Origin of the sequence: Pseudomonas sp. IT-P12 (assembly GCF_949767465.1) — a bacterium.
Lineage (GTDB): Bacteria > Pseudomonadota > Gammaproteobacteria > Pseudomonadales > Pseudomonadaceae > Aquipseudomonas.
In genome coordinates, this window is sequence record NZ_CATKPY010000011.1 from 990,637 (window position 1) to 1,004,137 (window position 13,501).

Consider the following 13,501-nt stretch of genomic DNA (forward strand, 5'->3'; position numbering starts at 1 on the left):
GCACTATGTTCAAACGCACACGTTTATCCATCGCGGTGGCTGTCAGCCTGGGAAGCCTTTGCATCAACAGCAGCTACGCCGACGAAAACCTCGACCCACAGGCATCGGCCACCAGCGGCTCGACCCTGGAAAAAGTCACGGTCACCGCCCAGAAGCGCGAAGAAACCGTACAGGAAGTGCCCGCACCGATCTCTGTCCTCAGCGGCGACAAGATCCGCGAAGCGTCGCTCAATTCCGCCAACGAAATCACCCGCTACATTCCCAATGCCTCGGCAGGCACCACCGACGGCCACGGCCGCCCACGCTGGTGGATCCGCGGCCTGGGCACCGGTGACCAGGGGGCCAACACCGTGAGCCCGGTGGGCATCTACATGGACGACGTGTACATCTCCAACATCAGCGCCACCGGCTTTCCGCTGTTCGACCTGGACCGTGTCGAAGTGCTGCGCGGCCCGCAGGGCACCCTGTGGGGCAAGAACACCACCGGCGGCGCCATCAACTTCATCTCGAAAAAACCGACCTTCAAGGAGGACGGCTATTACAAGCTGGACGCGGGCACCTACGCCAACCGTGCCGTTGAAGGCGCGGTGGGCGGTGCCCTGGTTGACGACAAGCTCGCGGCCCGCGTGGCGATCCGTCACCAGGCCAATGACGGCTACAGCGAAAACAAGGCCAATGGCAACGACCGTGGCGCCCTTGAGGACGACGCGATTCGCCTGCAGTTCCTCGCCGTACTCTCGGATGACCTGGAAGCCAACCTCAACTTCCACAGTCGCCGTTACCACGACACCGGCAGCTCCAGCTCCGTCAACTATGGCACCGGACCGAACGGCAACAATCAGTTCGGCTACCACGTGGACCCCAAGCAGGGCGATGTGTACTACAACGCCAAGAACAGCGCGAACATCGAACAGGATGGCGGCAACCTCAACCTGATCTGGCAACTGGGCGACCTGCAACTGACCTCGATCACCGCGCTCGAATCGTTCAAGCGCGATGCCGTGAGCGACAGCGACAACACGCCCCTGGAATTGCAGCGCGGCTATGCCTACGCCAACAGCCGACAGTTCTCCCAGGAGCTGCGCCTGGCCTCACCCAGCAGCGACCGGCTGAACTGGGTGGCGGGCCTGCACTACTTCAACGAAGACCTCGACTCCAAAAGCGCCAACGGCACGCTGGACAACACCTACATCAACCGCAGCTACAACCGCGTGGCGTACGACCAGAAGACCGAAAGCTATGCGCTGTTCGGCAGCGTGACCTACAACTTCACCGACGACTTCAGCCTGACCGGTGGCCTGCGCTGGACCCGCGAACGCAAGTCGATCGACCTGAACCGCGTGGCCAACGTGGGTCAGGCGAGCTTCGGCGGTGGCGACTGGTGGAAACCCGAGAATGTCACCTCGGCCCTGGGCGTCACCGCCCTGCAGGATGAAAGCAACACCTGGAGCGACTGGACCTACGACCTCACCCCGCAATACAAACTGTCGGACAACGCCCGGGTGTATTTCCGCTATTCCAAGGGCTTCCGCTCCGGTGGCTACAACGCTGGCGTCACCACGCAATCGACGGTGGCCACGGTGGATCCGGAATACCTCACCGCGTACGAACTGGGGTTGAAGTCCGAGTGGTTCGACGGGCGCCTGAACGCCAACGCCAACCTGTTTTATTACGACTACGAAGACATCCAGTTGAACATCGTGACCGCCGTCAACAACCAGACCGTGTCACGCCTGGCCAACGGCGCACAGGGCGAGGCCTACGGCGCCGAGTTCGAACTCGAAGCGATCCCGCTGGACAACCTGCACGTCAACTTCGGCCTCGGCCTGCTGCACACCGAATTCACCGACTACACCTCGGGCCCCAACGATTACTCGGGCAACAAATTCGTCCGTGCCCCTAACGTCTCTGCGGTGATCGGTGCCGACTACCGGATTCCGCTGAACGTCGGTGGTGCCATCGTCGTCGGCACCGATTGGGACACCCGCAGCCGCCAGTACTATTTCACCAACGACCAAAGCCAGAACATGCGCAGCGGCGGCTACACCCTCGGCAATGCCCGACTGACCTACGAACTGCCGGGCGGCAAAACCGAGGTGACGGGCTACGTGCACAACCTCACCGACAAGGAATACCGCAGCCATACCCTGCCCGGCGGCTTCCAGAGCGCCGGCGTGATGTTTGGTGACCCCCGCACCTTCGGCGTTTCACTGACCAGCCGCTTCTGATCAACCCTGGTGGCCGGCGTTGGCCGGCCACTGCCACACAAGGCAGATACTCATGAAACTTTCGCGCTTGTTTCCCTCCCGACTCTGGGTGCCGGCTTCGCTGGTGCTGGGGTTATTCGCCAGCCAGTTGAGCCTCGCGGCCGCCCCGTTGAAAACCGTGCGCATCGCCACGGTCGCCTACTCGAATGCCGGCAAGGTCACCTTCAACGGCCCGACCTACCTGATGGACAAGGACCCATGGCTGAAGGAGCAACTGGCCAAACGCGGTGTCGAGTTGCAATGGGTGCCGGCGGCCACTGCCTCGGTAGGTACCTTCGTCAATGAAGAGTTCGCCAACAAGCGCATCGACTTCGCGTTCTACGGCGACCTGCCGAGCATCATCCTCAACTCATCCGGCGTCTCGACCAAGCTGCTCGCGGCGGGCGGCACCGGCAACAATGTCTACCTGGTGGTGCCGCCAGACTCCACCGCGCAGTCAATCGATGACCTGAAGGGCAAGCGCGTGGCGCTGCACCGTGGCCGGCCGTGGGAACTGTCGTTCGCCAAGCTGCTGGAATCGCGGCAGCTGACATTCGACGATTTCCGCATGTTCAATCTCAACCCCCAGGCTGGCGGCGCCGCGCTGAGTGCCGGTCGCATCGACGGCTTCTTCACCTTGAGCGACGCTTACCTGCTTGAAGACAAGAAGGTCGGCAAGATCATCTGGTCAAGCAAACAGGCACCGGCAGACTGGAAAATGCGCGCGGAGCTGTTCGGTGCCAGCGACTTCGTCGACCAGCAACCGGAAGTCACGCAACTGGTGGTGGACGCCTATCTGAAGGCGCTGCAATGGGCCTCCCAGGAAGAGCACAAGGCCGAGTACATCGAGCTGTTGTCACAGTCGGGCCAGCCGCAGAGCGTGCTGTTGCGCGAAGTGGACGGCGAATCCTGGAAGGATCACTTCAGCCCGCTGATCAACGTGCCCCTGCGCCAGCATTACCAGGACGGCATCGCCTACAGCCTCCAGGCCAAGCTGATACGCAAGGACGTCAAGGTCGATGACCTGCTGGACAACCGCTTTGTCGAACAGGGCCTGAAGAACCTCAACCTGACTTCCGAGTGGAAGTAACCGCCGATCAGAGGGACACGAACAGCGGTCAAACAACGCGGGCATCCGGACAGACCGCGTTATCGTTGACGACCATCGCGAGCGGGCTCGTTCCCACAGGGCAATGCGGACACCCGTGGGAGCGGGCATGCTCGCGAAAAACGTCCCAACAACGCGGGCATTCAGACCGCCCGCTCTCTTGCCGCCGGAATACTCAGGCCGCGTTTTCCAGCAGTTTCTTACCCTGTTCCCACAAACCCGTCATATTCCACTGCTGCTCCAACACCCCCGGGCCGAACTCTTTCGAGCCGCCCAGACCTTCGGCCAGGCCCTGGAACCAGGCACCCTCTTCGATCAGCAGGATCAGCTTGGACACCGGGATAATGCCAGCTCCCCAGAAGGTCGCACCGCCATTGGCCTCGAGGATCGCTTGCAGGTGGGGATCGCGCTGGAGCTGCTCAATTATGAAGTCCGGCTCCGGCTGGCGACGATCGACATAGATCGGCAATTCGCGGGACAGGGTCACGCGTTGCGAAGCGGCATAGCGGATTGGCAACACCCGGTGCGCGCTGGCCCAGCCACCCAGCCATGGGGTGTGCACGTGGATCACCAGATTGATGTCCGCACGCTCGGCGAACACCTTCGCGTAACGCCTGCCATTGCCACCGGCCTTGCTGCCACTCAAAGGCGAACTGCCGGCAACGGATTCGTCCAGGTACAACACGCCGTCATAGTCGGCCACCACCGCACGGATTTCTTCGTCTTCCGCCCACGGGCCAGGCGCATGCAGGGCGATCACCAGGCGGGTCTCGGGCACACGCAGGTAGGCCTGAAGGGTGTTGGTGGCGGTCAGGGTGCGGGTATTTTTCAGCACGCGGAAGGCCTTGGCGAAATCGCGCTTGGCCTGATCCAGGTAGGTCAGTTGTTCGGCAGTCAACACGTGAGTCATGGCAAAACACTCCAGCTAATCGATTGAGAATGCCGGATCGCAGTCCTGGCATGTCAACCTGCTGAGCACTTCCTGTGCCAGCTTGCGACAGGCCACTAACCATCTGTTTTTAATCACTTTTATCCAACACGACAAGATTGCGGACGAGCCCCGCCGCGATCTTGCTGCATCACCAGCATCACCTGCTGATCAACTGCTGCTACGCCAGCAGCCGTCCGCCATCCTGTCCCCCTGTACCGCCCAAGGCCCCGGCCCACGGTGCTCCGAGTGCTTGGCACAGCCGTTGCAATTGCTGCGACACCGCGGCTCTCGTACCGACCGGCCCGAGTTTTCTGATTCTGGAGTTTTCTATGAGTACCGAATTTTTCTGGCGCCTGCCCCTGGGCAGTGACGGGCATTATCTGGCCACCGACAAAAATACCCGGGGCGCCGCCATTCATCGTCCGGGCAACATCGCGCCAGGCCGGTTGCCGAATGGTGAACCGGACGGTTTCACCTACATCGACTACATCGCGCAAGTGGCCAAGGCCGCCGAGCTCGCCGGCTTTGAAGGCGCCCTGCTGCCCACCGGCCCGGAGCCGTGGATCGCCGCTGCGGCGCTGGCGCGGGAAACCCGCCGGATCAAGTTCCTGATCGCGTTCCAGGCCACCTGGACCCTGCCGGCGTACGCTGCACAGCAAGCGGCCATCCTGCAGAACCTCAGCCACGGACGGCTCGACTGGAACATCATCACCGGTGGCAACCCGGCGGCTCAACGCGCCAACGGCGACTTCCTCAGCCATGACCTGCGCTACAAGCGCACCGGCGAATTCCTCGACATCATCAAGGGCTTGTGGGAGAACGAATCGTTCTCCTACCAGGGCGATGTCTACCAACTGGAAAACGGCTCACTGCCACGCGGCCTGACCCGGGAGCGCAAGCCGAGCGTGTACTTCTCCGGTTTCTCCGACCCGGCGCTGGACGTTGCCGCCCGTCACGCCGATGTCTACCTGAACTGGGCAGAGCCGGTCGACAAGCTCAAGCCACACATCGAACGGGTGCGCGAACTGGCCGACAAGCAAGGCCGCGAAGTGCGCTTTGGCATTCGCATCGACCTGTTCGCCCGTGAGACAGAAGAAGCGGCATGGTCGGAGCTGCGCCGCCAGTACGATCGCATCGATGCCAAAACCAGCGAGTTCATCAAGAGCTTCGCCAGCGGCTCGGACTCGGTCGGCGCGGCCCGGCAAACGGCCTACCACCAGAACTCCGAACGCTTCGAAGACCTGATCATCGGCCCTAATCTGTGGGCCGGTTTCGGCAAGGCCAAGCCGGGGCCGACGATTGGCCTGGTCGGCAGCCATGAGAACGTCGCCGAGCGCCTGGCCGAATACCGCGACGCCGGTTTCTCGACCTTCATCCTGGCCGGTAACCCGCACCTTGAAGAAGCCTTGCGCATTGGCCAGGAAGTGCTGCCACTGGTGCATCAACGGCCTGTCGCGGACGCAACGCCTGCGGCGAGCAACCTGAAGATCGCCGGCTGATCGGCCGCACAGACATCGCACCTGCACCCAGCCCCGCACACCCCCCGGTGTCTGCGGGGTTTTCACGATCCAGGCATCGGTTTTTGAAGAAGTGAATCCATGATCGAGCACTACCCTTTGCTGCGCAGTCTGCTGATCTATCGCGAAATGCCCCGGCGCTTCGCCCTGACCACCCTCCTGTTCCTCGTGGTCAGCGGCGGGCTGGCCGTCCAGCAATGGCTGATCGGGCAGGCCATGAACGACGTCAACAACGGCCAGGCCGTCATCCGTCTGGACGACGGCAGCCTGGATGCCAGTCGCGCGTGGTTCTGGGTATGGCTGCTGCTCGCCGTGGCGCTGGTGCGCGGCGCGGCCCAATATGCCAGTGGCGTGTTGTCGCTGATCCTCAGCCAGGCCCTGCTCACCCGCCTGCGCGAGCGCATCCTGCAGCAGGTGCAAACTCTGCCGCTGGGCTACCACTGGGAGCATGGCATGGGCGAGATGATCAGCCGCACCACCCGGGATGCGGACAAATTGCGCGATGCGTTGATCAGCTTCTGGCGACAACTGGTGGAAACGCCACTGATCCTGGTGGCCACAGTCGGCCTGTTGGCCTGGTACGACGCCTGGCTGGGACTGGTGCCGCTGCTGTTGACCGCCCTGGGTCTGTGGATTTTCGTGCGCCAGACCGAACGCCTGTTGATCCTAGACCGTGAAGTGGGCGCCGCCTACGACCGGGTCAATCAGGACCTCAGCGAAGGCATCGGCGGTGTCCGGGTGATCAAGTCGTTCGCGCTGGAGGCCAGTCGCATCGAACGATTCAGCCAGCAGGTCGGTTTCTTTGCCGAGCAGGCACGCCTTGCCCTGGCCTTTGCCAGCTCACGGATACCGCTGCCGCAAGTGATCGTTGCGCTCAGCCACGTATGGATTTTTGTCTATGGCGCCCTGCGGGTACGCGACGGCCATCTGGGCATCGGTGAATGGGTGACGTCACTGCTGATTGCCACCACCCTGGTGTTTCGTATCGAAGGCATCGGCCGGGTGATGCAGGTGTTCGCCGATGCGCGCTCCTCTGCCGAGCGCATCTGGCAACTGCTCGACGCGCCACTGACCCTGCAGAGCGCAACCCAGGCGTTGCCGGCGCGGCCGCTGGGGTTGCGCTTCGAGCAGGTCACCGTCAACGCGCCAGGCGGCGGCCGAAGCATCCTGCACGATTGCAGCTTTACGCTGGAGCCCGGCGAGGTTGTCGCACTGGTCGGGGCCACGGGCGCCGGCAAGAGTCTGCTGGCGAGCCTGTTGCCACGCCTGACGGATGCGCAGCAGGGCGTGGTCTCGCTCGGTTCCAGCCGTGACGGCTGGCAGGACGTGCGCACGCTCAACCTGGACGCGTTGCGCCAGCGTGTGCACGTCGTACCCCAGGAAAGCTTCATGTTTTCCGACACCCTCGCCGCCAACCTGCGCCTGGCTGCTCCCGGGGCAAGCGACGACAGGCTGCTCCAGGGCTTGAGCCTGGCCGCGGCCGAGGACGTGCTGGAGCGCCTTCCCCATGGGCTGGACACTGCGCTGGGCGACCGCGGCGTTACGCTGTCCGGCGGTCAACGCCAACGCATCAACCTCGCGCGCGCTCTGCTGGCACGTCCCGACATCCTGTGCCTGGATGACGCCACCAGTGCCTTGGACTCTGTTACCGAGCGCCGGGTGATCCACAACATTCGCGGCTTGCTGCAACACGACGGGCAAACCACCACGTTGCTGATTGTCTCCAGCAAGCTGTCCACCATCCTGCTCGCCGACCGGGTCCTGGTGCTGGCAGACGGTCACATTGCCGACAGCGGCACGCACGCCGAGCTGGTCGAACGCAACGCTTTCTACCGTGATCTTTTGGGGGTCGAACATGACGAATCCACTGCCCGGTAAAGCGCTCAGCGATATCGAGATTGAAGAAGCGCTGGCCAAAAAGGGCCTGGATCGCAGCATGTTCAGTCGGCTGTTGCCGCTGCTCGGCCCGGTGCGCTCACGCATTCTGGCGGTGATCGGGCTGGAGTTGCTGCTGGTGTTCGCCGTGTTCCTGCGCCCCTGGTTCGTCCGCGAGCTGCTCGACCGCGGCCTGGTTCGCCAGGACGATGCATGGCTGCTGGATTTGCCCCTGACAGGCCTGCTGGGCCTGGGTCTTGTGGGCACCTGGAGTGCACGTTTCCTGCTGGCCGGCCTCTCGCAATACATCGCCGGCAGCGCCGCCATTCGCGTACTCAACGACTTGCGGGTGCGGGTGTTCAGCCATGTGCAGGCATTGAGCATCGGCTACTTCGATCGGACCAAGGCCGGTCGCATCATTTCCCGTGCCGACCGTGACGTCGACAGCCTCGAAGCGCTGCTGATCCAGGGCCCGCCGGAACTGCTCGGCGCCCTGCTGCGTTGCAGCGTCGCCTCGATCATGTTGTGGCTGATCTCGCCGGTGTTTTTCCTTGGCCTGGCGGGCATCGTGCCGGCGTTGTTCGTGGCGACCTGGAGCTTCAAGCGGATCTCGCAACGCACCTGGGCCCGGGTGGCGGAGAACCGCAGCCGCTTCACCGCGCACCTGGTGGAAACCGTGGCCGGGGCGCGCATGATCCAGCAATGCGTGCAGCAGGAACCGAACCGCCTGCGCTATCGAGGCTTGCTGGAAGACTTCAACAATGCCTTGATTGGCGGCAACCTGCGCTCGGGCTGGTTCGCGCCGTTTACCGGGCTGCTGGCGGCGCTCGGCATGGCGGTGCTCCTGATGCTGGGCGCGTATGGCCTGGCGCAGCACCAACTGACGGTCGGGCAAGTCGCCGAAAGCCTGTTCTACGTGATGCTGTTCCTCGGCCCCCTGCAGGAACTGTCCGATCTGTTCGAGCGCTATGCCACGGGTTCGGCTTCGGCCCAGCGGATTTTCCTGCTGCTCGATACCCCACCGGACATTCTCGACAGCGACACCCCGGTGCCCCTCGAAAAAGCCCGGGGCGCGGTGAACTTCGAGCACGTGACATTCGCGTATCAGCCGGGTGCAAAAGCGGTGATCGAGGACTTCGTCCTGCGCATCCCCGCCGGTCAAGTGCTGGCACTGGTCGGCCCGTCCGGACATGGCAAGAGCACCCTGGTGCAACTGCTCACGCGCTTCTACGAAGTGCAGCACGGTGCGGTGACACTCGACGGCATCGACATCCGGCAACTGACCCAGCAGCAATTGCGTCGCCACGTGGGCGTGGTGCTCCAGGACAATGTGCTGTTCAGCGGGACCATCCTCGACAACCTGCGACTGGCCCGCCCGGACGCCAGCGATGAGCGACTGATCGCAGCGGCGCAGGCACTGGGTGCCGACGAAGTGCTGGAGCGGCTGCCCCGCGCGTATCACACCGAAGTCGGCGCGCTGGGTGCTCACCTGAGCCATGGACAACGACAACTGGTGTGCCTGACCCGTGCCTTCCTCGCCGACCCGGCCGTGCTGGTCCTCGACGAAGCGACCTCGGCGGTCGACATCCACACCGAACGGCGCATCCAGAAAGCCTTGCGGCGCCTGTGTGAAGGACGCACGGCCATCATCATCGCCCATCGGCTGGCGACCATTCGCGACGCCGACCGGATCGGCGTCGTGCGCAACGGCCGAATGATCGAGCTGGGCAACCACAGCGCGCTGCTCGACCAGGGCGGGGCCTACGCCGCGTTGTATCGCACCTACGAACACAACGAACACGCCCCCGCCGCGCCACAGCCCGCGAGCGCCTGATGACGCGCCGTGCTGCTGGTCACCCACCGACCTTGCTGATCGATTGCTGCTCCAGCAGCAATAGATCCCCGTAGCCCCTGTAATCACTGCGGCAGGTCCCCGTAAACACGGGGCTTTGCCGATGATTCGCCGCGTGGCATGCCCGTTGCAAATGCCCTACGCAATCGGTGATCAACCGCCTCTGTGAAGACCTGCCGTAACCTATGGAGTAAGCACAATGTCCCACCCCCTCGAAACACTCTGGTACACCCGCTGCCCGGTGCCAACCGGCCTCGGCATCGCCGTTCAAAAGGGTTGGCTGGAAGAAGCCCTTGAACAGCAAGGCACGCGCATCCAGTCGTTGCGTGAGTCCAGCGAGCAGGCCGTGCGCGAATCGCACTTTGATCACACCCTGCAGAACTCGGTTCGCCACGGCGGCAACATCCCGGCCATCTGGGCTAAATCCAGCGGCCGCGACACGCGGGTCATCGGCTTGTCCTGGGCCGATGAAATCCAGTTGATCCTGACCCTGCCCGGCAGCGACATCAAATCCGTCAAGGACCTCAAGGGCCGCAGGTTCGGCCTGCCGCACTGGGTCAATGCGCAAATCGACTTCACCCGCGCACAGGCCCTGCGCGGCCTGGAGAACGCCCTCAAACTCGAAGGCCTTGAAGTCAAGGATGTCGAGCTGGTGGATTACGTCCACGGCGGCACATTCAGCGATGAGGCCACCCAGGTGGTCAATGGCGTGGCCAACTTCGGTGGGCGCCGCAACGGCGGCCAGAACGCCGAGCTGGTGGGCCTGCTGCGCGGCGAAGTCGATGCGATCTTCCTCAAGGGCGCACACGCCGCCCAACTGGCCCACCAGTTTGGCCTGCACACCGTGATCGACACCGGCTCGCATCCGGAACCGCTGATCCGCTCGAACAACGGCACCCCGCGCACCCTCAGCGTCGACAGCCATTTGCTGGATCAGCACTACGACACGGCGGTGGCGATCCTGTCCTCGGTGGTACGCGCCGAAGAATGGGCCTGGACTCACCCGCAGGACACCCGGCGCTTCCTGGCCCACGAAACCAACAGCAGCGAGTACTGGGTCACCGCGGCCTACGGCACGGATGCGCACCAGCGCCTGCGCACCAACCTCGATGAGCGCTCGATCAATGGCGTGCAGGACTTCACCGATTTCCTGCACCGCTGGAACTTCATCCCGGCGACGTTCTCCGTTGCCGACTGGATCGACCCTCGCCCTCAGGAAACCCTGCGCAGTCTGGTGGCCACCCGTACCGGTTGACACGTTGCCTCGGGCAGCCGGCTACAGCCCCTGCCCGTTTCGATTTTCAGTGCCATGACTTGTCTGGATTGCCTGCATGACAAAACCTCTCGATACACTCTGGTACACCCATAGCCCGGTTCCCACCGGGCTGGGCATCGCGGTCGAATCCGGCCGCCTGGCCGAAGCTTTTCGCCCTTACGGCACGAACATTCAAGGCTTGCGCGAATCTTCCGACCGGGAAGTGCGCGAGGCGCATTTCGACCACCACCTGGACAACTCGGTCCGCCACGGCGGCAACACCCCGGCGATCTGGGCCAAGGCCAGCGGCAAGAACACCCGTGTGCTGGGCCTGTCCTGGAGCGACGAAGTCCAGTTGATCCTGACCACCCCGGAAAGCGGGATCAAAACCACCCGCGACCTGCGCAACCGGCGCTTTGGCATTCCCAAATGGGCCAACGTACAGATCGACTTCGGTCGCGCCCAGGCGTTGCGCGCCCTGGAAAACGCCCTGCAACTCGAAGGACTGGGGATCGCCGACGTCGAACTGGTGGATTACCCCTACGGCGGCACCCACAGCGACGAACCGATCCAGCATGTGTTCGGCGCGCAAATAACCCTGAAGAATCGACGGCGCAACAACGAGCTGATCGGCCTGTTGCGTGGCGACATCGACGCGGTCTTCGCCAAGGGCGCTCATGGCGTGCAACTGGCCGAGGAGTTCGGGCTGCATGTGGTGATCGATACCGGCTCGCACCCGGACCCGATGATTCGCAGCAACATCGGCACCCCGCGAACCCTGACAGTGGACCAACACATGCTCGACGAGCATTTCGATGCCGCGGCACTGATCGTCGAAACCGTGTTGCGGGCCGAACAGTGGGCCTGGAGCCATGCCGACGAAACCCGCCGCTTCCTCGCCCGCGAACTCAACACCAGCGAATATTTCGTCGCCGCAGCCTATGGCGAAGACGCACACCGCAGGTTGGTCACCCGCCTCGAGGAACGGTCCCTGCTGGCCCTGCAGGACCTGACCCATTTCCTTCATCGGCATCACTTCATCGACCACGCCTTCAATGTGCGTGACTGGGTTGATTCCCGGCCGTTGGAGTCGGTGCTGGACAAAACCAGGCTGGCCATCTGATGAACAGCCTGATCAGTGCGACAGCCCAGCCACGGCTGTGTATTCGGCGGCTGCGCTTCAGCCGGCTCAGCGGGTTTGTGTCACCGTTGCTGGTGCTGCTGGCCTGGACGCTGGTGGCGCAATCCGGTCGCTATTCCGAGCAGTTGCTGGTGCCACCGGCGGTGGTCTGGGACACCTTCAAGGACTTGCTGCACAGCGGCGAACTGCTGGAGCACATCCGCTTCAGCCTGAGTCGCCTGGGCCTGGGTTTCGCCTTCGGCGCCAGCGCCGGGTTGCTGTTCGGTATCGTCCTGGCCCTGTCGAAAACAGTCGAAGTGTATTGCTCTCCGCTGTTCCACACCCTGCGGCAGATCCCCTCCATTGCCTTGATACCGATGTTCATCCTGGCGTTCGGCGTGGAAGAGACATTCAAGATCCTGATCGTCACCAAAGCCGTGTTCTTCCCGGTCGCGCTGGCTGCCAGCGAGGGGATCAAGGCGATCCCGCGCAACTACTTCGAGGTCGGGCGCATTTACCGCCTGCCGCTGCGCCATCTGATTGCCGACATCGCCTTCCCTGCCGCCGCACCGCCGATTCTCACCGGCCTGCGCATCGGCCTGAGTCGGGCCTGGATGGTCCTGGTCGCCGCCGAGCTGCTGGCGGCCGACAGCGGCCTGGGGCAGATGATCGAGATGGCGCGGCAGATGATGCGCATCGACATCGTGATGGTCGGCGTGGTGGTCATCGGACTGATCGGCTTCGTCCTCGATTACGGCTTTCGCCTTCTCGAAAAACGCCTGTTCCGCTGGAAAACCCGTTAGGAGAATCCCATGAATTCATTGGTTCGCGTGCTGCGTCGGGGTCGTGGCCTTTTGCTGCCGATGCTGCTGATCGGTCTGTGGGAAATCGCCTCGCGCCAGGGTGCCGCCCAGGCCTATGCCTTCGTCCCCCTCGAAGTGATCGGCCAGGGCCTGGTGGAATTGATCGACAGCGGCGCCTTGCTGATCAGCACCCTGGCCAGCCTGCAACGCACCTGCATCGGCTTGCTGCTGGGGGTCACGCTGGGCATAGGCGTCGGCGCAGCCATGGCGCTTTCGACCGTCGTCGAGCGGGTCATCGGCCCGCTTTACCACATCATGCGCCAGGTGCCGATCCTGGGGCTGATCCCGTTGATCGCCCTGTGGTTCGGCAGTGGCGAGGGGGCAAAGATACTGATCGTCAGCCTCGCCGCGTTCTACCCGATGACGCTCAACACCTTCGAGGGCTTCAGTCACATCGAGCCGCGCTACCGCGAAGTCGGCCGGGTGTTCGAATTAGGCCCGCTCCAGCAACTGACCCAAGTGCTGCTGCCGAGCGCCCTGCCCTCCATCGCCAACGGCGTGCTGCATGCCCTGGCATTCGCCTGGGTGAGCTCCGTCGGTGTCGAGCTGTTTCTATCGACGGGCGCGGGCCTGGGCAACCTGATGATGAATGCCGAGGCTGGCTCACGCATGGAAGTCGTGGTCATCGGCGTGCTCTGCATCGGCCTGCTCGGCTACGCCATGAACCAATTGTTCTCGCGCCTGAGCCAGCACCTGCTGCGCTGGCGCGACACTCGTTGAAGGCTGGATCAATC

General features: G+C 63.4%; 10 protein-coding genes. 9 read left to right on the forward strand and 1 reads right to left on the reverse strand.

Annotated elements, in window-relative coordinates:
* Nucleotides 1-5: 5 nt before the first annotated feature.
* Nucleotides 6-2,228 (forward strand): TonB-dependent receptor, encoded by a 2,223-nt coding sequence (locus tag ACM6IM_RS07595; protein ID WP_192308830.1) that lies wholly within the window; start codon nucleotides 6-8, stop codon nucleotides 2,226-2,228.
* 52 nt (nucleotides 2,229-2,280) lie between these two features.
* Nucleotides 2,281-3,336, forward strand: a complete 1,056-nt coding sequence (locus ACM6IM_RS07600) for an ABC transporter substrate-binding protein (RefSeq protein WP_192308828.1) — start codon at nucleotides 2,281-2,283, stop codon at nucleotides 3,334-3,336.
* 193 nt (nucleotides 3,337-3,529) lie between these two features.
* On the opposite strand, the gene ACM6IM_RS07605 is transcribed toward ACM6IM_RS07600, so the two are convergent.
* A complete protein-coding gene (locus tag ACM6IM_RS07605; protein ID WP_192308826.1) occupies nucleotides 3,530-4,264 on the reverse strand; it encodes a class II aldolase/adducin family protein in 735 nt (244 codons plus the stop codon).
* Nucleotides 4,265-4,614: 350 nt separating this feature from the next.
* Between ACM6IM_RS07605 and ACM6IM_RS07610 the strand changes: the two genes are divergently transcribed.
* The 7 genes from ACM6IM_RS07610 to ACM6IM_RS07640 all read left to right on the forward strand — a co-directional run bounded on the left by ACM6IM_RS07610 (nucleotide 4,615) and on the right by ACM6IM_RS07640 (nucleotide 13,487).
* Nucleotides 4,615-5,784, forward strand: a complete 1,170-nt coding sequence (locus tag ACM6IM_RS07610; protein WP_192308824.1) for an LLM class flavin-dependent oxidoreductase — start codon at nucleotides 4,615-4,617, stop codon at nucleotides 5,782-5,784.
* Nucleotides 5,785-5,883: 99 nt separating this feature from the next.
* The gene (locus ACM6IM_RS07615) at nucleotides 5,884-7,680 is read left to right on the forward strand and encodes an ABC transporter ATP-binding protein (protein ID WP_414864708.1); all 1,797 of its coding nucleotides are present in this window, start codon (nucleotides 5,884-5,886) and stop codon (nucleotides 7,678-7,680) included.
* Complete coding sequence (locus ACM6IM_RS07620; protein WP_414864709.1) at nucleotides 7,658-9,511, forward strand: ABC transporter ATP-binding protein; 1,854 nt, start codon at nucleotides 7,658-7,660, stop codon at nucleotides 9,509-9,511. Before ACM6IM_RS07615 ends, ACM6IM_RS07620 begins: the two co-directional genes overlap by 23 nt.
* A gap of 217 nt (nucleotides 9,512-9,728) precedes the next feature.
* A complete protein-coding gene (locus ACM6IM_RS07625) occupies nucleotides 9,729-10,784 on the forward strand; it encodes an ABC transporter substrate-binding protein (protein WP_414864710.1) in 1,056 nt (351 codons plus the stop codon).
* Between the two features lie 76 nt (nucleotides 10,785-10,860).
* Nucleotides 10,861-11,907 carry an ABC transporter substrate-binding protein gene (locus ACM6IM_RS07630; protein WP_192308816.1) on the forward strand — a complete coding sequence of 349 codons (1,047 nt, stop codon included), beginning with the start codon at nucleotides 10,861-10,863 and terminating at the stop codon, nucleotides 11,905-11,907.
* Nucleotides 11,907-12,707 carry an ABC transporter permease gene (locus tag ACM6IM_RS07635; RefSeq protein WP_414864711.1) on the forward strand — a complete coding sequence of 267 codons (801 nt, stop codon included), beginning with the start codon at nucleotides 11,907-11,909 and terminating at the stop codon, nucleotides 12,705-12,707. The genes ACM6IM_RS07630 and ACM6IM_RS07635 overlap by 1 nt, the downstream gene beginning before the upstream one ends.
* A 9-nt stretch (nucleotides 12,708-12,716) precedes the next feature.
* The gene (locus tag ACM6IM_RS07640; RefSeq protein WP_192308812.1) at nucleotides 12,717-13,487 is read left to right on the forward strand and encodes an ABC transporter permease; all 771 of its coding nucleotides are present in this window, start codon (nucleotides 12,717-12,719) and stop codon (nucleotides 13,485-13,487) included.
* The last annotated feature ends 14 nt before the right edge of the window (nucleotides 13,488-13,501 follow it).

Excerpts from the sequence above, each read along its gene's own strand:
- ACM6IM_RS07620 (WP_414864709.1), top strand. The coding sequence starts at position 7,658 with ATGACGAATCCACTGCCCGGTAAAGCGCTCAGCGATATCGAGATTGAA.
- ACM6IM_RS07600 (WP_192308828.1), top strand. The coding sequence starts at position 2,281 with ATGAAACTTTCGCGCTTGTTTCCCTCCCGACTCTGGGTGCCGGCTTCG.
- ACM6IM_RS07615 (WP_414864708.1), top strand. The coding sequence starts at position 5,884 with ATGATCGAGCACTACCCTTTGCTGCGCAGTCTGCTGATCTATCGCGAA.
- ACM6IM_RS07625 (WP_414864710.1), top strand. The coding sequence starts at position 9,729 with ATGTCCCACCCCCTCGAAACACTCTGGTACACCCGCTGCCCGGTGCCA.
- ACM6IM_RS07630 (WP_192308816.1), top strand. The coding sequence starts at position 10,861 with ATGACAAAACCTCTCGATACACTCTGGTACACCCATAGCCCGGTTCCC.
- ACM6IM_RS07610 (WP_192308824.1), top strand. The coding sequence starts at position 4,615 with ATGAGTACCGAATTTTTCTGGCGCCTGCCCCTGGGCAGTGACGGGCAT.
- ACM6IM_RS07605 (WP_192308826.1), bottom strand. The coding sequence starts at position 4,264 with ATGACTCACGTGTTGACTGCCGAACAACTGACCTACCTGGATCAGGCC.
- ACM6IM_RS07635 (WP_414864711.1), top strand. The coding sequence starts at position 11,907 with ATGAACAGCCTGATCAGTGCGACAGCCCAGCCACGGCTGTGTATTCGG.
- ACM6IM_RS07640 (WP_192308812.1), top strand. The coding sequence starts at position 12,717 with ATGAATTCATTGGTTCGCGTGCTGCGTCGGGGTCGTGGCCTTTTGCTG.
- ACM6IM_RS07595 (WP_192308830.1), top strand. The coding sequence starts at position 6 with ATGTTCAAACGCACACGTTTATCCATCGCGGTGGCTGTCAGCCTGGGA.